The 17,438-nt window shown below is 74.1% G+C and carries 15 protein-coding genes; 8 read left to right on the forward strand and 7 right to left on the reverse strand.

Going from position 1 to position 17,438, the window contains the following annotated elements:
- Positions 1 to 34 precede the first annotated feature (34 nt).
- Together ACFVXG_RS03380 and murQ are read left to right on the forward strand one after the other, a co-directional pair.
- Positions 35 to 715: a DUF6445 family protein gene (locus ACFVXG_RS03380; protein WP_387923807.1), complete on the forward strand. Its 681-nt coding sequence runs from the start codon at positions 35 to 37 to the stop codon at positions 713 to 715.
- Positions 716 to 816: 101 nt separating this feature from the next.
- Entirely contained in the window at positions 817 to 1,740 is a 924-nt protein-coding gene (gene murQ / locus ACFVXG_RS03385; protein ID WP_387923809.1) for an N-acetylmuramic acid 6-phosphate etherase, read from the forward strand.
- A 19-nt stretch (positions 1,741 to 1,759) separates the two neighbouring features.
- On the opposite strand, the gene ACFVXG_RS03390 is transcribed toward murQ, so the two are convergent.
- Genes ACFVXG_RS03390 through ACFVXG_RS03400 form a run of 3 tightly spaced genes read right to left on the reverse strand, consistent with a single transcriptional unit; the run spans position 1,760 to position 3,385 of the window.
- Entirely contained in the window at positions 1,760 to 2,143 is a 384-nt protein-coding gene (locus ACFVXG_RS03390) for a hypothetical protein (RefSeq protein ID WP_387923811.1), read from the reverse strand.
- A 42-nt stretch (positions 2,144 to 2,185) separates the two neighbouring features.
- Complete coding sequence (locus tag ACFVXG_RS03395) at positions 2,186 to 2,698, reverse strand: isochorismatase family protein (protein ID WP_387923813.1); 513 nt, start codon at positions 2,696 to 2,698, stop codon at positions 2,186 to 2,188.
- Between the two features lie 45 nt (positions 2,699 to 2,743).
- Positions 2,744 to 3,385, reverse strand: a complete 642-nt coding sequence (locus tag ACFVXG_RS03400) for a TetR/AcrR family transcriptional regulator C-terminal domain-containing protein (RefSeq protein WP_387923815.1) — start codon at positions 3,383 to 3,385, stop codon at positions 2,744 to 2,746.
- Positions 3,386 to 3,527: 142 nt separating this feature from the next.
- Here ACFVXG_RS03400 and ACFVXG_RS03405 point away from each other — a divergent pair, with 142 nt between their 5' ends.
- The 3 genes from ACFVXG_RS03405 (at position 3,528) to ACFVXG_RS03415 (ending at position 7,531) form a co-directional block, all read left to right on the forward strand.
- On the forward strand, positions 3,528 to 4,844 hold the full coding sequence (locus tag ACFVXG_RS03405) for an MFS transporter (protein WP_387923816.1): 1,317 nt from the start codon (positions 3,528 to 3,530) through the stop codon (positions 4,842 to 4,844).
- Between the two features lie 204 nt (positions 4,845 to 5,048).
- Positions 5,049 to 6,602: a hypothetical protein gene (locus tag ACFVXG_RS03410; RefSeq protein ID WP_387923818.1), complete on the forward strand. Its 1,554-nt coding sequence runs from the start codon at positions 5,049 to 5,051 to the stop codon at positions 6,600 to 6,602.
- Between the two features lie 359 nt (positions 6,603 to 6,961).
- Positions 6,962 to 7,531, forward strand: a complete 570-nt coding sequence (locus ACFVXG_RS03415) for a hypothetical protein (RefSeq protein WP_387923820.1) — start codon at positions 6,962 to 6,964, stop codon at positions 7,529 to 7,531.
- A gap of 36 nt (positions 7,532 to 7,567) precedes the next feature.
- On the opposite strand, the gene ACFVXG_RS03420 is transcribed toward ACFVXG_RS03415, so the two are convergent.
- Entirely contained in the window at positions 7,568 to 9,088 is a 1,521-nt protein-coding gene (locus tag ACFVXG_RS03420) for a glutamate synthase subunit beta (protein WP_387923821.1), read from the reverse strand.
- 163 nt (positions 9,089 to 9,251) lie between these two features.
- Between ACFVXG_RS03420 and ACFVXG_RS03425 the strand changes: the two genes are divergently transcribed.
- Together ACFVXG_RS03425 and ACFVXG_RS03430 are read left to right on the forward strand one after the other, a co-directional pair.
- Positions 9,252 to 9,935, forward strand: a complete 684-nt coding sequence (locus tag ACFVXG_RS03425) for a response regulator transcription factor (protein WP_387923823.1) — start codon at positions 9,252 to 9,254, stop codon at positions 9,933 to 9,935.
- The gene (locus tag ACFVXG_RS03430; protein WP_387923825.1) at positions 9,932 to 11,317 is read left to right on the forward strand and encodes an ATP-binding protein; all 1,386 of its coding nucleotides are present in this window, start codon (positions 9,932 to 9,934) and stop codon (positions 11,315 to 11,317) included. The genes ACFVXG_RS03425 and ACFVXG_RS03430 overlap by 4 nt, the downstream gene beginning before the upstream one ends.
- A 73-nt stretch (positions 11,318 to 11,390) precedes the next feature.
- Here ACFVXG_RS03430 and efeB read toward each other — a convergent pair whose 3' ends face one another.
- The 3 genes from efeB to ACFVXG_RS03445 form a co-directional block, all read right to left on the reverse strand.
- Positions 11,391 to 12,734, reverse strand: a complete 1,344-nt coding sequence (gene efeB, locus ACFVXG_RS03435) for an iron uptake transporter deferrochelatase/peroxidase subunit (protein ID WP_387923826.1) — start codon at positions 12,732 to 12,734, stop codon at positions 11,391 to 11,393.
- Complete coding sequence (efeU, locus tag ACFVXG_RS03440; protein ID WP_387923828.1) at positions 12,734 to 14,785, reverse strand: iron uptake transporter permease EfeU; 2,052 nt, start codon at positions 14,783 to 14,785, stop codon at positions 12,734 to 12,736. Before efeU ends, efeB begins: the two co-directional genes overlap by 1 nt.
- A 240-nt stretch (positions 14,786 to 15,025) precedes the next feature.
- Positions 15,026 to 15,352, reverse strand: coding sequence for a hypothetical protein (locus tag ACFVXG_RS03445; RefSeq protein ID WP_387923830.1), 327 nt, complete (start codon positions 15,350 to 15,352; stop codon positions 15,026 to 15,028).
- A 410-nt stretch (positions 15,353 to 15,762) separates the two neighbouring features.
- Here ACFVXG_RS03445 and ACFVXG_RS03450 point away from each other — a divergent pair, with 410 nt between their 5' ends.
- Positions 15,763 to 17,385, forward strand: coding sequence for a cytochrome bc complex cytochrome b subunit (locus tag ACFVXG_RS03450; RefSeq protein WP_387923884.1), 1,623 nt, complete (start codon positions 15,763 to 15,765; stop codon positions 17,383 to 17,385).
- The last annotated feature ends 53 nt before the right edge of the window (positions 17,386 to 17,438 follow it).

Raw genomic sequence — 17,438 nt, forward strand, 5'->3', positions numbered from 1 at the left:
GATCGTTGACGACCGGCGCCCCTATGGTCGGCCCATGCCCTCACAGCCCATCAGGCCCACCGCCCTGCCGGTCCTGCCCTACCGCAAGCCCACCCGCGGCCGGGACTACTGGGTCCTGGACAACGTCCTGCCCGACCCGGACGCCGTGCGCGAGCGCGTCCTGGCCCGCGGCAACTGGACCGAGGGCTACCCGTACCGCCCCGAGACCTGGCCCGGCCTGCGCACCATGCCCGGCCTGGAACCGGACGAGCTGGCGCGGGTCGAGGCCCAGGTCCGCAAGGCGACCGGCGCCTCCCGGCTCTGGGTGCAGAGCACCCCCGGCGGCGGCACGCTCAACCACAACTGCGTCCAGGTCGTCGGCGCCGGGGAGTCGGAGTCCCGCCCGCACACCGACTCCCGCGCGCTCTGCCGCTACGCCGCCGTGCTCTACCTCAGCCCCGGCGCCCCCAAGGACGCCGGCACCAGCTTCTACCGTCAGCAGTTCCCCGGCGGCCGCCTCGGCGGCAACCTGGTCAACGCCCCGCACAACAACCTGGTCGAGGCGCTCGGCACCCGGCACGTCCCCGCCGACCACTTCACCGAGGACGTCCGCGTCCCCAACCGCTACAACCAGCTGCTCCTCTACCACGCCAACCTGATCCACAGCGCCACCGACTACTACGGCGCGGAGCTGGCGGACCGCCGGATGACGGCCGTGTTCTTCTGGATGGCCTGACCGGCGAACGGCCTGACCACGGCCTGACCGGCGAACCGCCCGACCGGGCCGAGCCCCCGACGGACCGGTTCGAGCGGCGCCCGCCCGGGGACGCTCCTCGCATGAACCCCGACGCCGTACCCCCCACCGAGACGGTCCGCCCCGAGTGGGCCGACATCGACCGGCTGCCCACCGCCGACCTGCTCCGCCTGATGAACGCCGAGGACCGTACCGTCCCCGCGGCCGTCGCCGGGCAGCTGCCGCGGATCGCCGCCGTGGTCGACGCGGCGGCGGCGAGGATGGCGCGCGGCGGGCGGCTGGTCTACGCCGGGGCGGGCACGGCCGGGCGGCTCGGAGTGCTGGACGCCGCCGAGTGCCCGCCGACCTTCGGCACCGACCCCGGCCTGGTGACGGGCCTGATCGCGGGCGGCCGGAACGCCGTGACGGAGGCCGCCGAGGGCGCCGAGGACCGCACCGACCTCGCCGAGGCCGACGTGGCGGCGCTCGGCCCCACCCCGGCCGACACCCTGGTGGGCATCTCGGCCTCCGGCCGCACCCCGTACGCACTCGCCGCCGTCCGCGCCGCCCGGGCGGCCGGGGCGCTGACCGTCGGGCTGGCCTGCAACCGGGGGTCGGCGCTGGTGGCGGCCGCGGAGCTGGGGATCGAGGTGGAGGTCGGCCCGGAGGTGCTGGCCGGGTCCACCCGCCTGAAGGCGGGCACCGCGCAGAAGCTGGTGCTCAACATGGTGTCCACGGCCGTGATGATCCGGCTCGGCCGGACGTACGGAAACCTGATGGTCGACCTGCGGGCCACCAACGCCAAGCTCCGCGAACGCGCCCGACGGATCGTCGCCGAGGCCACCGGCGCCGACGCCCGGACGGTCGACCACGCCCTCACCGCCGCCGACGGACGGACCAAGGACGCCATCCTGCTCCTGCTCGCCGACCTGGACGCGCCCGCCGCCGCCCGACTCCTCACGGCCTCCGGCGGACGGCTGCGCGAGGCCCTCCAACTCGCGCGCCACCAGGGACCGTTGCCCGGGTAGCCGGGCGGCCGCGACCACGTCACTCGGGGAGGACGGGGTTCCCGTCCGCACCGATCCACGGCCACCGGTCCGACGCCGGCCCCGACCCCGCCCCCGCCCCCGACTCCCGACCGACAGCCCGCCAAACGGCCTGTGCCGCAGCGAACTTCACGTCACCGGGGCCGGTGTCCGCCGGCGCCGTGACGATGTCGACGACGGAGACGAGGACGCCCCGATCCTCCTCGGGCAGACGCATCAGCGCGTACCAGGCGCCTTCCCGCGCCTCCTCCCGAGCCTCTTCCCCCGCGACGAGGCCGGCGCCCATCCGGACCCCCGGTTCGGCGGCCACGGCGGCGTGCACGGTGACCTTGGCGAACCGCGCCCATCGACTGGTCTGGCGCCGCAGCCAGTACGTCCCCTCCACAGGTCACACCCTCCCGCACTTCCTCGGGACCGGCCCCCCGCACTACCCCAACCGCAGGTCCGTCGCCGCCACGACCTCCCCCAGCCGCGGGAAGTTCAGCTCCACCGAGGCCCGGTGCTCCGCCTCCGTCAGCCCGGTCATCGCGTCCTCGACGAACACCAGCCGGTAGCCGTGGTCGGCGGCCGCGCGGGCGCTCGACTCCACGCCGAGGTTGGTGGCGATCCCGGTGAAGACCAGCGTCTCCACGCCCCGGGCCTCGAGTAGTTCGTGCAGCCCGGTGCTCTGGAAGGCGCCGATGGTGCGCTTCACCACGACCTCGTCGGCCACCGCCTCGACCTCGGCCACCAGCCCGCTGCCGGGCGGCTGCTCGGCGACGCCCGGCCGCTCGACCCGCACCGCGACGACGGGGGCACCGGCGGCGCGGAAGTCCTCGGCGAGGCGCAGCGAGGCCGCCACGACGTCCGGACCGGAGTGCGGCGCGAGCTGGTTGGCGACGATCCGGTCCATCAGGTCGATCAGGACCAGGGCCGTACTACGGGGATCAAGAGCGGTCATGGCGGTCACGCTAGCCCATCCCCAACCCCATCCCCCGATGCCCCCTCAGGCCGAACCCTCCGCCGCCTCCCGCGCGATCTCCGCCCGGAAGCCCTCCACCAGCACCCGCAGCCCGTAGTCGAAGTCGGCGTCGTGGTCGGTCATCCGCAGCACGTCGGCGGCCTCGCTCAACAGCGGCAGGTCACGCAGCGCCTCGTCCGGGAACGGCGGCCGGGTGCGCTGCGCGGCGTCCTGCCGCCAGGCCTGTTCCTCGGTGACCCAGCCCATGATGTACCGGTCGACGGTCAGCAGCAGCCGCAGCGCGGTGCGCGGGCGCAGCCCGGCCCGGCAGAGTGCGCTCAACTGTGCTTCGACGGCCGGGAGTTCATCCTCGGTGGGCAGGGTTCCGGCGTGCACCCGGGCGCCGTCGCGGTAGGCGAGCAGGGCGCTCCGCTTGGCGCGGGCGTCGGCGGCGATCCATTCGGGCCAGTGTTCCGGGTCCGGTTCCCGGTCGGGCGGGAGGGCCTCGGCGAGCATCGCCTCGGCCATCAGGTCGAGCAGTTCCCGCTTGTTCTTGAAGTGCCAGTACAGCGCCGGTGACTGCACGCCGAGCTCCCGGGCGAGCCGGCGGGTGCTGAGCCCGTCGATGCCCTCCTCGTTGAGCACGCGCAGTGCGGTGCGCACCACCTCGTCGCGTTGCAGCGCCATCCGCTCGGCCTCCCGGTAATCCGCTTGCGGGGCCCACCTTATCGCCGCTAAGTTCCGACCCGGACTTTATCAGTGATAAGGACGCAACGCCCCGACCACCACACGGCCGTCACACGACCGCCGCGACGACCAAGGACCCCTCATGCCCTCAGGAACGGACCGCCCCCGGTCCCGCCCCCGGTCCCGCCCCCGGTCCCGCCTGCTGCCCGACACCACGCCCTGGCGCACCTCCCGGGACTTCCGCCTCACCTGGACCTCCGGCACGGTCACCCTGCTCGGCTCGGTCTTCACCATGACCGCGATCCCGCTGCAGATCGCCGGCCTCACCGGCTCGCCGCTCGCCGTCGGAGCCGTCGGCGCGGTCGAACTCGTGCCCACCGTCCTGTTCGGCCTCTACGGCGGCGTGCTCGCCGACCGCGCCGACCGCCGGACCGTCGCTCTGGCCGCCGAGGTCGCGCTGGCCGTGCTCAGCGCCCTGTTGCTGGCCAACGCCCTGCTCGGGGCGCCCGCCGTCTGGCCGCTCTACCTCGCCGCGGGCCTGGCGGCGGCGATCCAGGGCATCCAGCAGCCCTCGGTGGACGCGATGATCCCGCGCCTGGTGCCGCCGGAGCAGCTGGTGTCGGCCGGGGCACTGCTCTCGCTGCGCTGGAGCATCGGCGGGGTGGCGGCGCCGGCGGCCGCCGGGCTGCTGATCGCGACCGCCGGAGCCCCGGCGGCGTACCTGGTCGACCTGGCCACCTTCCTGCTGTCGATCGCCCTGCTCGCCCGGGTGCGACCCGTCCCCTCGAGCCGGGACGCAGCGGCGCCACCGCTGCGCGACTTCGCCGAGGGCGTCCGGTACGCGGCCCGCCGGCCGGACCTGCTGGGCACCTACCTGGCCGACCTCGCCGCCACCGTCTTCGCCCTGCCCACCGCCCTGTTCCCCTTCCTCGCCGGGGAGTTGGATGCGACCTGGGCGCTCGGCCTGCTCTACTCCGCGTCCGCCGCGGGCAGCCTGCTCGCCGCCGCCACCAGCGGCTGGACGGAACGGGTGCACCGGCACGGGCGACTGGTCCTGCTCTCGGCCGCCCTGGTCGGCGCGGCCACCGCCGCGGCCGCCTTCGCCCCGGGCCTGTGGGCCGTGCTGCTCTGCCTGGCGGTCGCGGGCGGCGCCCACTGGATCGGCGACACCTTCCGCAGCGCCATCTGGAACCGGTCCATTCCGGACGAGCTCCGCGGCCGCGCCGCCGGCCTGGAGCTGCTGATCGGCTCCGCCGGACCGGCCCTCGGCGACCTCCGGGCCGGCGGCCTCGCCGCCCGCCAGGGCATCCGGGCCGCCCTGGGCACCGGCGGCCTGCTCTGCCTGGGCTCCGGCGCCGTCCTGGCCGCCGCCCTCCCGGCGCTCTGGCGGTACGACCAGCGCGAGCCGCAGACCCGACAGGCCCGACAGACCCAGCAGGCCGCCGAGCCCGGCGCGTGACCGGCCCGCCCCGCCCCGTACGGTCCTCGCGCGCCCCCGCCTTGACGTGAATACATCGCTCCGCATGAACCGGCTTGACCAGCCGCCCCACCCGACGGTTGGCTCACCGGAGCCGGCCGCCGGGGAGTTCGACGCCACCGCAGCCCCGGCGCCACCAGGCGCCACCGTCGAGGCGGCCCGGCCGTTCCCAGGGGAGGGACTCAGATGACCCACGCACGCACCGACAGCTCCACCCGCCGCTTGCTGCGCGCCGCCTGCGCGCTCGGCGCGGCCACGGCCCTCGCGCTCACCACCGCCCAGGCGGCGCAGGCCGACCCGCACCGGAAGCCCGGCACCGAGCGGGTCTCCGTCGGCCTCAGCCAGGCCCAGCCCGACGGCGCCTCGCGCGCCGCCGGGCTGAGCGCCGACGGCCGCTACGCCGTGTTCACCTCGGCGGCCACCAACCTGGTACCCGGCGACACCAACGGCGTGAACGACGTCTTCGTCCGCGACCTGCGGACCGGCCGGATCGAGCGGGTGAACACCGGACCGGACGGCGCCCAGGCCGACGGCGCCTCCTTCGAGGCCGCCATCAGCGGCAACGGCCGCTACGTCGCCTTCAGCTCCTCCGCCACCAACCTGGCGCCCGGCGCCGACCGCGGCCACGACGACGTCTACGTCCACGACCGCTGGACCGGCGAGACCACCCTGGTCTCCGTCGGCGAGGAGCCCGGCCAGCCCGGTCAGCCCAGCCAGCCCAGCCAGCCCGGCCAGCAAAACGGACCGCAGAAGGACAAGTTCTCCGGCCACCCCTCGCTCAGCTGGGACGGCCGCTACATCGCCTTCCAGTCCAACCGCTCCGACCTGGCCCCCGGCACGGTCACCTGGCTGGGCGCCAACATCTACGTCCACGACCTCTGGACCGGGGAGAACCGCCTGGTCAGCGTGGGCGCGGACGGCAAGGAGGCGAACGGCTCCTCCGCCTCCCCGGTGATCAGCGCCGACGGCGGCAGCGTCGCCTTCATCTCCAAGGCGAGCAACATCATCGCCGCCGACAAGCCCGGCGCCGCCCTCGCCCCGGAGGCCGCCGGACGGCTCGCCGCCGAGTCCGGCCAGGAGTCCGACGAGCAGTTCGTCGACGCCTCCCGGACCGACCGCTCCCCCGCCGCCTCCCCCGCCCCCGGCGCCTCGCTCGCCCCCGGCGAGCACCCGCAGCTCCTCAAGCCGCGCCTCTACCCGCTGTACGTCCGCGACCTGCGCGCCGAGGAGACCACCCTGGCCAGCCCGGACGAGAAGGGCGGCTACCGCGGCGCCGACTACCCCTCGCTCAGTGCCGACGGCCGCTACGCGGTCTACTCGACCTGGGTGCAGCACGGCGACAACTGGTGGGAGCGGCACTTCGAGGTGTACGTCCGGGACTTGGCGGAGGGCACCGACACCCTGGTCAGCGCCGGCCTGCCCGGGACGAAGACCACCGGTGACTCCTTCAACGGTCGGCTGACCGCCGACGGCCGCTGGGTGTACTTCGACTCCACCGCCGCCAACCTGGTGCCCGGCGACACCAACGGCGTCGGCGACGTCTTCCGCCGCGACCTGTGGACCGGCAGCACCAAGCGGGTCAGCGTGGCGGCCGACGGCTCGCAGAGCACCGGCGCCTCGTACGACCCGTACGTCGACGCCCGCGGCACCACGGTGGTGTTCACCGCGGAGGACGGCACCCTCGTCCCGGGCGACACCAACAAGGCGTCGGACGTCTTCGCCCGCCGCCTGCCCCGCTGACCCCGCTACCGCGGCACCCCAACCGGCCCACCACCAGCAGGAGTTGATCCGCCCTCCTGGCCGCGGCGGCGACCGCCCCGACGGACAGCTCGGGTGCGCGCTCGCCGCCGCGGCCAGGCCGGAACGGGCGGCACCGGCGCCCCCGCCCCCCGCCGCCCCCACCCCCCGCCGCACGCGCCCCTACGACCCGCACGCCCCCCTGCCGGGTCCACGTCAAGCGAAATCTTGCCCCGACCGTGTTGACTGACGCTTTGTCAACAATTCACCAATCCCTGTCTACCCGCATAGACCCGCTGGTGGTGACATGGACACACACCGCCCGGCAGCCCGTGCCGGGCCCGTGACAGGGAGCTCCCCACATGCTTCGCGCCCACCGACTCGCCCCCGCAGTCGCCACCGTGGTGCTCGCCGCGGCCGCCCTCGCGACCGCCGGCACCGCGCACGCCGCCCCCACGGCCCCCGCGCACACCCGCGCCGCCCTCGACGCCACCTGCTCGCAGGCCTACCTCCCGCTGCCCGACCCGTCCTGCACCCCGGGCGCCACCAACCCGGACGTCACCCAGGACACCATCGACTCCACCATCTGCGTCGGCGGCTACAGCACCTCGATCCGCCCCTCCACCTCGTACACCAACCGCCTGAAGGTCCAGCAGATCGCCCAGTACGGCTACGCCGACACCAACACGGCGGACTACGAGGAGGACCACTTCATCCCGCTGTCCCTCGGCGGCCACCCCACCGACCCGCACAACCTGTGGCCGGAGCCGCACTACGCCACCGGCTCCAGCGGCCAGGGCTCCACCGACAAGGACGCCGTGGAGTACAAGCTCTACCGCGCCGTCTGCAACCACCAGGTGGACCTGGTGCCCGCCCAGCAGGCCATCGTCACCGACTGGACCACCGCGCTGTCAGTCCTCGGCCTCGGCTGACGACCTGCCGTCCGGCGCGGGCCCTCACCTCAGCCCTCACAATCTGAGGGCCCGCGCCGACGCCCTTACCGGGGCCGGGAGTTCGGTCCGTCCGCGCAGGTAGCGGTCGACCGCCGCGGCCGCGGCCCGGCCCTCGGCGATCGCCCAGACGATCAGCGACTGGCCCCGCCCGGCGTCCCCGGCGACGAACACCCCGTCGGCGGCGGTGCCGAACCCGTCGTCCCGCTCCAGGGTGCCCTCCGGCCCGATGCCCAGCCCGAGTTGGGCGTACAGCGGCTGGTCCGGCTCCGGCCCGCTGAAGCCCAGCGCGAGCAGCGCCAGTTGGGCCGGGAGCACCCGTTCGCTGCCCGCCCGGGGGCCGCGGTCGCCCGGCTCGGCCTCGGCGTAGCGGACGGCCGCCAGCCGCCCGTCCGGCCCCGGCTCGAACCCGACCGTAACGGCCGCGAACACCCGGCCCCCGGCCCCCGCCGCCTCCCCCGCTGCCTCCCCCACCAACCTCCCAGGCGACCCCGACCGCCCCGCCAACTCCTCGTGCGAGGTGGTCTCCCGGTACACCTTGGGGTGGACCGGCCAGGGCTGCGCCGCCCCCCGCCGCTCCGGCGGGCAGGGGTTGATGTCCAGCTGGGTCACCGAGGCCGCGCCCTGGCGCAGCGCCGTCCCCAGGCAGTCCGACGCGGTGTCCCCGCCGCCGACGACCACCACCCGCCGCCCCGCCGCGGACAGCGGCGAGACCGCGCGGTCCCCCTCGTCCACCCGGTTCGCCCAGGTCAGGTACTCCATCGCCGGGTGCACCCCGGCCAGCCCGCAGCCGGGCACCGCCGGCTCCCGCCAGGCGCCGGCCCCCACCGCGACCACCACCGCGTCGTACCCGGCCCGCAGTTGCTCCCCGGTGACGTCCCGCCCGGCCCACACCCCGGTGCGGATCTCGGTGCCCTCGGCCCGCAGCTGGTCGAGCCGCCGCTCCAGCCGGTGCTTCTCCAGCCGGAACGGCGGGATCCCGTAGCGCAGCAGCCCGCCCGCCCGGTCGGCCCGCTCGTACACGGTGGTGGCGTGCCCGGCCCGGGTCAGCTGCTGGGCGGCGGCCAGCCCGGCCGGTCCGGAGCCGATCACCGCCACCCGCCCGCCGGGTTCCGGCCGCTCGGGCGGCTGGGGGGCGTCCCAGCCCTCGGCCAGGGCCCGGTCGGCGATCGCCAGTTCCACGTTCCTGATCGTCACCGCGGACCCGTCGATCGCCAGCACACAGGCGCTCTCGCAGGGCGCCGGGCAGAGCCGTCCGGTGAACTCCGGGAAGTTGTCGGTCGCCAGCAGCCGGGCGGCCGCGGCCCGCCAGTCCCCGTCCGCCACCAGCCGGTTCCACTCCGGCACCAGGTTCCCCAGCGGGCAGGCCGCGTGGCAGAACGGCAGTCCGCAGTCCATGCAGCGTTCCGCCTGCCCGCCGACCACCGGCAGCAGCGCCCCCGGCCGGTACACCTCCCGCCAGTCCCCCAGCCGCTCCCGCGCGTCCCGCCGCGCCCGCTCCGCGCGCGGGGTGGTGAGGAAGGCCATCCGCTCTGCCATCGGGGCCTCCGGCGGGCCGTGCCGAATGGGACCGGCGGCCCACCCGGCGGCGCGCCACCGTGTGGCCACCGTACGCCCACGAAGCGGTGCGCGACACTCGCGGCCACCGGAAATCCCCGCCCCGCTCTCCACTGCCGTGAGCACGCCAGGGAGAATCTCCTCCATGACCCACACCGTGCTGATCGCCGAGGACGACCGCGCCATCCGCGACTCGCTCACCCGCGCCCTCACGCTGGAGGGCTACCGGGTCCGGATAGCCGCCGACGGCACCCAGACCCTGGCCGTCCTGGCCGAGCAGCGCCCGGACGTCCTGGTGCTCGACGTGATGATGCCCGCGCCGGACGGCCTGGAGGTCTGCCGCCAGCTGCGCGAGTCCGGCGACCGCACCCCGGTGCTGATGCTGACCGCCCGGGTCGAGGTCCCGGACCGGATCGCCGGACTGGACGCCGGGGCCGACGACTACCTGGTCAAGCCCTTCGACGTGGACGAGCTGTTCGCCCGGCTGCGCGCCCTGCTGCGCCGCAACCCGCCGCCCGAGACCACCCAGGACGTGCTGACGGTCGCCGACCTGCGGGTCGAGCCGCCGGCCCGCCGGGCCTGGCGCGGCGGCGCCGAACTGGAGCTGTCCCGCACCGAGTTCGACCTCCTGGAGCTGCTCGCCCGGAACGCCGGCGCCGTCCTCGACCAGACCACCCTGTACGAGCGGATCTGGGGCTACGACTTCGGCCCCGGCTCGAAGAACCTCGCGGTCTTCATCGGCTACCTGCGCCGCAAGCTCGACCGCCCCGGTCTCACCCCGCTGATCCACACCGTCCGCGGCGTCGGCTACACGCTGCGCGAGCCGTGACCGGCCCGGCGGCCCGCCGCCCCCGGCTGCCCCGCCCGGGCCTGCGCACCACCCTGTCGCTCGCCTTCGCGGCGATGGCGGCGCTGGTCGCGGTGGTGATCGGCACGCTCGGCTACCACGCGGCGGCCGCGCTGATCCGCGACGACGAGTCGGAGGACTTCAGCTCGGCCGTGCGCGCGGTCAGCGGCCAGGTCGACCGCCAGCGGCTGTTCCCGGGGGACTTCAACAGCCCGAGCGGGCTGAGCGAGCAGCTGCTGCACCCGATCCGGGTCACCGCCCAGGCCCTCGACTCCCACGGGGCCGTCCTCCCCGGCACCGCCCACCTCGACCTGCCGACCACCGCGGCCGACCGCGAACTCGCCGGCGCCCAGGAACCCGCCCGGACGGTGACCGACGTGCGCCGGGTCGGCGGCCGGACCTGCCGGGTGGGCGTGGTCTCGCTCGGCGGCGGCCGGGGAGCGGTCCAGGTCATCCTCCAACTCGACGACATCGAGGAGCTGTTGGAGGTGCTGCGGCACCAGATGGCGGCCGTGGTGGCCGCCGTCGTGCTGGTCGCGGGCGGGTCCGGCTGGCTGGTCGCCGGACGGATCACCGGTCGGCTGGTCCGGCTCACCGACGCCGCCGAACGGGTCGCCGCCAGCGGCCGCCTGGACGTCCGGGTGCCCGCTTCCGGACGGGACGAGGTGGGCCGGCTCGGCCGCGCCTTCGACCGGATGCTGGTGCGCCTGGCCACCGCGAAGGAGAACCAGCGCCGCCTGGTCCAGGACGCCGGCCACGAGCTGCGCACCCCGCTGACCAGCCTGCGCACCAACCTCTCGGTGCTGCCCAGCATCGACCGGCTGCCGCCCGCCGAGCGCGCCGCGCTGCTCGCCGACCTCTCCGAGGAGGCCCGGGAGCTGACCCAGCTGGTGGAGGAGCTGGTGGCGCTCGCCGCCGACCGCAAGGCGGACGAGGACCCGGTCGAGGTGGTGCTGGCGACGGTGGTCCAGGAGGCCGCCGCCCAGGCCCGTCGGCGCAGCGACCGGGAGATCACGGTGGTCGCGGACGGCACCGTCGTCGTCGCCCACCCGGACGCGCTGGCCCGGGCGGTGGGCAATCTGCTGGACAACGCGGCCAAGTTCGACCCGGCCGGGACGTCCCCGATCGAGGTGGTGGCGCGCGGCCCGCGGGTCGAGGTCCGCGACCGCGGCCCGGGCATCGACGCGACCGACCTCGACCGGGTCTTCGACCGCTTCTACCGGGCCACCGCGGCCCGCAGCCTGCCCGGCTCGGGGCTGGGCCTGGCCATCGTCGCCGAGGTCGCCCGCTCGCACGGCGGCACCGCCTACGCCGCCAACCGGGACGGCGGCGGCGCGGTGATCGGCTTCACCCTCGGCTCCTGAGACCGCACGACAGACACCAAGGCGGGCCGGGCACGTCGGTTCCGACGCACCCGGCCCGCCCTGGGAGCCCGGCTCAGACCGCGGCCAGCAGCCCCCGGCCGAGCCAGTCGGCGTCGTCCTTCACGCCCGGCAGGACGAAGAAGTACCCGCCGCCGGTCGGCGAGATGTAGTCCACCAGCGGCTCGTCGATCAGCCGGGTCTGGGTGGCCTCGAACTGCCGCGCCACGTCCTGCTGGTAGCAGCAGAACACCAGGCCCATGTCCAGGTTGCCCGCCTTGTCGATGCCCCGGTCGTAGTTGAAGCCGCGGCGCAGGATGCGCGAGCTGTCGGTGTCGGCGGTGCGCGGGTTGGCCAGGCGGATGTGGGCGTTGAGCGGGATCGCCTTGCCGTCCGGGTCCTTGCCGTAGTCCGGCGCGTCGTTCTCCTGGTGCCCGTCCAGCGGCGCGCCGGTGTCGCGGCGGCGGCCGAACATCTTCTCCTGCTCGCTGAGCTTGACCCGGTCCCAGAACTCGATCAGCATCCGGATGATCCGGATCACCTGGTAGCTGCCGCCGGTCGCCCAGGCGGGCTCGCCCGCGCCGTCGGTCACCCAGACCAGCTTGTCCATCTCCCGGGTGGAGGTGGTGTCCGGGTTGACGATGCCGTCCTTGAAGCCGAGCAGGTTGCGCTGGGCGCCGTCCGGGCGGGACTGGTTCTGGAAGCCGTCGATCCGCCAGAGGATCTGCAGCGCGCCGCGGGTGTGCCGGGTGATGTCGCGCAGCGCGTGCAGCACGGTGTCCTGCCGGTCGGCGCAGATCTGCAGCGAGAGGTCGCCGTGCAGTTCGCCGGGCTGGAGGTTGTCGTTGGGGAAGGTCTTCATCGGCGTCAGCTTGACCGGCTTGGCCTTGGCCAGCCCGTAGCGGTCGTCGAACAGCGAGGCGCCGACGCCCACGGTGACGGTGAGGTTGTCGGTGGGCACGGTGGGGCCGAGTATGCCGCTGTCCGAGGGCGGGGCGCCGACGCCGAGGTCGGGCGGGGTGCCGCCGGCGGTCAGGAAGCGGATCCGCTCGGTCAGCGTCTTGAACAGCTCCTCCAGGCCCTTGCGGTCCTGGGCGATGACCTGGCAGGAGATGAAGGCGGCGTAGCCGGGGGCCTGGGTGGTGACGCCGGCCTGGTGGTCCCCGTGGAACGGGACGGCCCCGGCCTTGGCCTGGCGGCTGTCCCCGGCGGCGGCCGGTTCGGCCCCGAGGGTGAACGCCCCGCCGGCCAGGACGGCGGCCCCGGCGCCCGCGCCGAGCGCGGCCCGGACGAAGCTGCGCCGGGCCGGACCGGCCGGGCAGCCGCCCCGGTCGGCGACGGCTTCGACGACCGGTTCGGCGGCGGCAGCGGCCGCGTGCGGGAACGGGCAGGAGCCGGTGGCTGCGGTGTGGTCGGTCATCAGGCGGCCTTCCGGATCTCGAGCAGGGCGGGGACGGGCGAGAGGTCTTCGAGCAGCTGGCCGGTGGCGCCGTTCAGCTGGCGGCGGGCGTCGCCGGGCAGCTTGTCGAGCGGGGTCCAGCCGTCGGCGGTGTGCGCGGCGGCCACGAGGTCCCCGACCCGCTTCATCCCGGCGTTGACCCGGACCAGCACCTGCGGGTCGCGCTCGTCGAGCAGCGGCTGCAGCAGGGTCAGCAGTTCCTGGGTGCCGGCCAGGTTGGCCTGGGTGGTGGCCAGGTTGGTGCCGCTGCCCATGTCGGTGTCGCCGGTCAGCTCGAACTGGAGGGTGTTCTCCAGGATCTCGTGGGCGCGCAGCGGGAGGTCGCCCGGGTCGAAGTCCTGGGTCGGGAAGTCGTGGACCAGCTTGGCGACGTTCTGGGCGAGCTCGTCGGCGACGGGCGTCAGGTCAGCGGCGGACTGGCCGTGCCACAGGCCGTACTCCAGCCGCAGGAAGCCGGTGAAGCCCGGGTCCTGGGCCTTGTCGGCGTAGCCGTCGGCGCGGCCGTCGATCTTCTTGTCGAGGTCGGCGAAGGTGCCGTAGGCGGCGCCGAGCGAGGCGTACTGGAGGTGGGCGGTGAGCCAGTCGGCCTTGGCCGCGTTGAGGTCGCCGCCGTGCACGTCGGCCTGGATCTTCTGGGTCTGGGTCATCAGGGTCGCGAGGCCCTTGTTGACGTAGTCCTTGTAGCTGTCCAGCGGGGCCTTGAGGTCGTCCTCGGAGACCGGCTTGACGGCCTTGACCTCGGCGCCGCCGGAGACGTGCACGGTGGCGGAGGTGACGCTGGTGCCGCCGGTGGGCACGCAGCGCCAGGCGTAGTCGCCGGAGCCGATGGTGGCGGTCAGCGCGCGGGTGGTGCCGGGGGCCAGGCCCTCGATCTCGCCGTAGACCGAGCCGGTGCCCGGGTTGACCAGGTAGACCTCGGAGACCTTGTCGCCGGTGTTGTGCATCTGGAACACCTGCTGGCCCGGCTGGGGGCTGTCGAAGCCCTTGCCGCACTCCTGCTCGGAGACCGCGACGGTGGCGGAGCCGTCCTGCTTGCCGTCGCTGACGGCGATCACGGCGCCGGCCACCACGACCGGTACGGCGACCAGCGCGGTCGGCAGCACCCAGCGCGGCCGCCCGGTGCGCACCGGCTCGGCCGGCTCCGCGTCCGTCCCGGCCGCCTCGGGCTTCGCCTCCGCGGTGGCGGCCGGAGCCGCCTTGCCGCCGCGCACGCCCTCGATGAAGAGCGTCATCACGATGCTCAGGTAGGCGATGTAGCCGACGACCTGGAGGACCGTCATGGTGACGGTCAGGTTGAGGGTGCCCTGGACCAGCGTGGCGTACCAGGAGGAGGCGTCCAGGTGCCCGCTCAGGTCGAAGGCGTACGTGGTGCCGCCGCCGATCAGCCCGGACTCCTGGAGGTCGCGCAGGCCGTAGCCGAGCACGCCCGCGGCGACCACGATCAGGCCGGCGCCGGTGATGGTGAAGAACTTGGTGAGGTTCATCTTGAGGGCCCGGCGGTACAGGCCCCAGCACAGTCCGACGGAGAGCAGCAGGCCGACGGCCGCGCCGATGATCGGCCCGGTGGACTCCCCGGCGGTGCGGGCGTTGGTCCACAGGAAGAGCGAGGTCTCCAGGCCCTCGCGGCCGACGGCGAGGAAGCTGGTGAACACCAGCGCGCCCGCGCCCATCGTCAGCGAGGCCTGGACCTTCTCCTTGATGTCGGCGGAGAGGGTACGCGCGGAGCGGCGCATCCAGAACACCATCGCGGTGACGAAGCCGACCGCGATCAGGCTCAGCACCCCGCCGAACGCCTCCTGGGCGTGGCCGGAGAGGTTGGCGGCGGTGAAGGTGAGCACCGCGCCGAAGCTGAGGCTGAGCGCGACGGCTGCCGCGACGCCCGTCCAGACCTGGGGGAGCCGGCCCTTCTGACCGGCCCGTACCAGCGTGGCGACCAGGATCGAGACGATCAGGCCCGCTTCGAGTCCCTCGCGCAGCCCGATCAGAAAACTGGGAAACGCCTCATCCCACATGCAACGGGCTCCTCCCCCGGGCCGCCCCGGGTTGTACCTGTCCTCGGCGTACCACCGACGGTGACGGCGGAACGGCATGGCGAACGCCCCGGACAGAGCATCCAGGGCGCTTCGCTTAGCTTAGGCAAACCTTAGAACGGCCACAGTCAACCGACCCCCACGTTCAGGTAAGGGTTCGGTATGGGAACACCCATGCGTTCACCAACCCGGCGCGCCACCGCCCCCGGGGAGAGACCTGCGTCACCCCCACCACTGCTCGGGGGCCGCCTCGGCCCCCGGCTCCGGAGGGACCGTCACCGGTTCGGCGCAGCACACCAGCAGCTCCCCCTCCTCCGTCTCGGTGACCAGGAAGCCCCGGTCCCGCAGGACGAGCGCGGCCGCCCCGCTCAGCGCCGCCCGCGCCGGACCGGACGGCGGCCCGTCCGCCTCCGCCCCCGGGGACCAGCCGACCGCCACGCCCTCGGGGTGACGGTCGATCGACAGCGGTGAGGCGCCCGGCGCGGTGTCGAACCCGGCGCGGGCCAGGGCCTCGGTGACGGAGTCGAGGAGTTCACGGTGATCCACCATTGGCGCAGCGTAGGCCCGGCCCCGCGCGGCGCCCGGACGCGGCGCGCGCCGAAACGCTTCAGCTGCACCCGAGCGCAGCATCGCCCCGGGCCCGCCCCGACCGGCGGCCAGCCGATCGGGCGTCAGCAACCCCCGTCCGGCCCGACACGAGCGGCCGGACGGCCCGATGGACGTGCACAGTCGGCCCCCTGCCGACAGCATGACAGAGTAAGCGCTCCATCACCCTGAGCAACGGGTCCAGCGAACCTCCCAGGTCCGCGCGCCGGTCCGCCCGGCGGGCCCGTATCGAGAGGTCCCATGATCACAACACTTCGCCGGCCGGCGTCCTCGCCGACGGGCCTCCACGCCGGCACGCCGAGAACGCCGGGGAGCCCGTCGTGAGAACCGACCAGCAGTCGCAGCCGGGACCGGTGACCAGCACCCGCGCCAAACCGGCCAACCCGGCCGAAGCCCTCGCCGACTGGGCCGACGGCCGGCTCGGCATCTACTCCCTCGCCAAGGCCAACCTGCGCAAGATCTTCCCGGACCACTGGTCCTTCATGCTGGGCGAGATCGCGCTCTACACCTTCGTCATCATCATCCTGACCGGCGTCTGGCTGACCCTCTTCTTCAACCCGAGCATGGGCGAGGTCGTCTACGACGGCTCCTACGTCCCGCTCAAGGGCATCCGGATGTCCGAGGCCTACGCCTCGACCGTCAACATCAGCTTCGAGGTCCGCGGCGGCCTGCTGATGCGCCAGATCCACCACTGGGCGGCCGTGGTCTTCATCGCCTCGATGCTGACCCACATGCTCCGGGTGTTCTTCACCGGCGCCTTCCGCAAGCCCCGCGAGATCAACTGGGTCTTCGGCGCGCTGCTGCTGTTCCTCGGCATGTTCGACGGCTTCATGGGCTACTCGCTGCCGGACGACCTGCTCTCCGGTACGGGCATCCGGTTCATGGAGGGCGCGGTCCTGGCCGTCCCGATCGTCGGCACGTACCTGCAGTTCTTCATCTACGGCGGCGAGTTCCCGGGCACCGACATCATCCCGCGGCTGTTCACCGTCCACATCCTGCTGATCCCCGGCATCATGGTCGGCCTGCTCGCGGCCCACCTGATCCTGGTCTTCTACCACAAGCACACCCAGTTCGCCGGGCCCGGCCGGACCAACGAGAACGTGGTCGGCATGCCGCTGATGCCGGTCTACATGGGCAAGGCCGGCGGCTTCTTCTTCCTGGTCTTCGGCGTGATCTCGTTCATGTCGGCGATCGCCACGATCAACCCGATCTGGGCGTACGGCCCGTACCGGCCCGACCAGGTGTCCACGGACGCCCAGCCGGACTGGTACATGGGCTTCTCCGAGGGCCTGATCCGCGTGATGCCGGGCTGGGAGATCAGCGTCTGGGGCGGCCACACCCTGAACCTCGGGGTGTTCATCCCGCTGCTGATCTTCCCGACCGTGCTGATGGCCATCTGGTGCTGGCCGTTCCTGGAGGCCTGGGTCACCGGGGACCGCGGCGAGCACCACATCGCCGACCGTCCGCGCAACCACCCGGTCCGCACCGGCTTCGGCGTGGCCTGGATGGGCCTCTACCTGATCCTGCTGGCCGGCGGCGGCAACGACCTGCTGGCGACCCACTTCCACCTGTCGATCAACGCGATCACCTACGCGGTGCGGGCCGGCTTCTTCGCCGTGCCGGTGGCCCTGTTCGTGATCACCAAGCGCTGGTGCCTGGGCCTGCAGCGGCGGGACAAGGAGAAGGTGCTGCACGGCCGGGAGACCGGCGTGATCAACCGGCTGCAGCACGGCGAGTTCATCGAGGTGCACGCGCCGCTGCCGCAGGGCCGGCTGTACACCCTCACCTCGCACGATCAGCCCGAGCCGGTCGAGCTGGAGCCCGAGGTGGACGAGAACGGCGTGGAACGCCGGGCCGGCCTGTGGACCCGCACCCGGGCCAAGCTCTCCCGCGGCTTCTACGGCGAGGGCAGCCGGATCGCCAAGCCCACCGCCGAGGAGCACGAGGAGATCACCAGCGGCCACGGCCACCACTGACCGCGCTCCCGCAACGCCGAGGGCCCGCCGCACCGGAGGAACGGTGCGGCGGG

Origin of the sequence: Kitasatospora sp. NPDC058162 (assembly GCF_042884005.1) — a bacterium.
Lineage (GTDB): Bacteria > Actinomycetota > Actinomycetes > Streptomycetales > Streptomycetaceae > Kitasatospora.

Coding starts and splice junctions, on each gene's coding strand:
- efeB (WP_387923826.1), bottom strand. CDS start 12,734: ATGACCGACCACACCGCAGCCACCGGCTCCTGCCCGTTCCCGCACGCG.
- ACFVXG_RS03415 (WP_387923820.1), top strand. CDS start 6,962: ATGCTTCGCGCCCACCGACTCGCCCCCGCAGTCGCCACCGTGGTGCTC.
- murQ (WP_387923809.1), top strand. CDS start 817: ATGAACCCCGACGCCGTACCCCCCACCGAGACGGTCCGCCCCGAGTGG.
- ACFVXG_RS03400 (WP_387923815.1), bottom strand. CDS start 3,385: ATGGCGCTGCAACGCGACGAGGTGGTGCGCACCGCACTGCGCGTGCTC.
- ACFVXG_RS03380 (WP_387923807.1), top strand. CDS start 35: ATGCCCTCACAGCCCATCAGGCCCACCGCCCTGCCGGTCCTGCCCTAC.
- ACFVXG_RS03395 (WP_387923813.1), bottom strand. CDS start 2,698: ATGACCGCTCTTGATCCCCGTAGTACGGCCCTGGTCCTGATCGACCTG.
- ACFVXG_RS03445 (WP_387923830.1), bottom strand. CDS start 15,352: ATGGTGGATCACCGTGAACTCCTCGACTCCGTCACCGAGGCCCTGGCC.
- ACFVXG_RS03420 (WP_387923821.1), bottom strand. CDS start 9,088: ATGGCAGAGCGGATGGCCTTCCTCACCACCCCGCGCGCGGAGCGGGCG.
- ACFVXG_RS03405 (WP_387923816.1), top strand. CDS start 3,528: ATGCCCTCAGGAACGGACCGCCCCCGGTCCCGCCCCCGGTCCCGCCCC.
- ACFVXG_RS03425 (WP_387923823.1), top strand. CDS start 9,252: ATGACCCACACCGTGCTGATCGCCGAGGACGACCGCGCCATCCGCGAC.
- ACFVXG_RS03410 (WP_387923818.1), top strand. CDS start 5,049: ATGACCCACGCACGCACCGACAGCTCCACCCGCCGCTTGCTGCGCGCC.
- efeU (WP_387923828.1), bottom strand. CDS start 14,785: ATGTGGGATGAGGCGTTTCCCAGTTTTCTGATCGGGCTGCGCGAGGGA.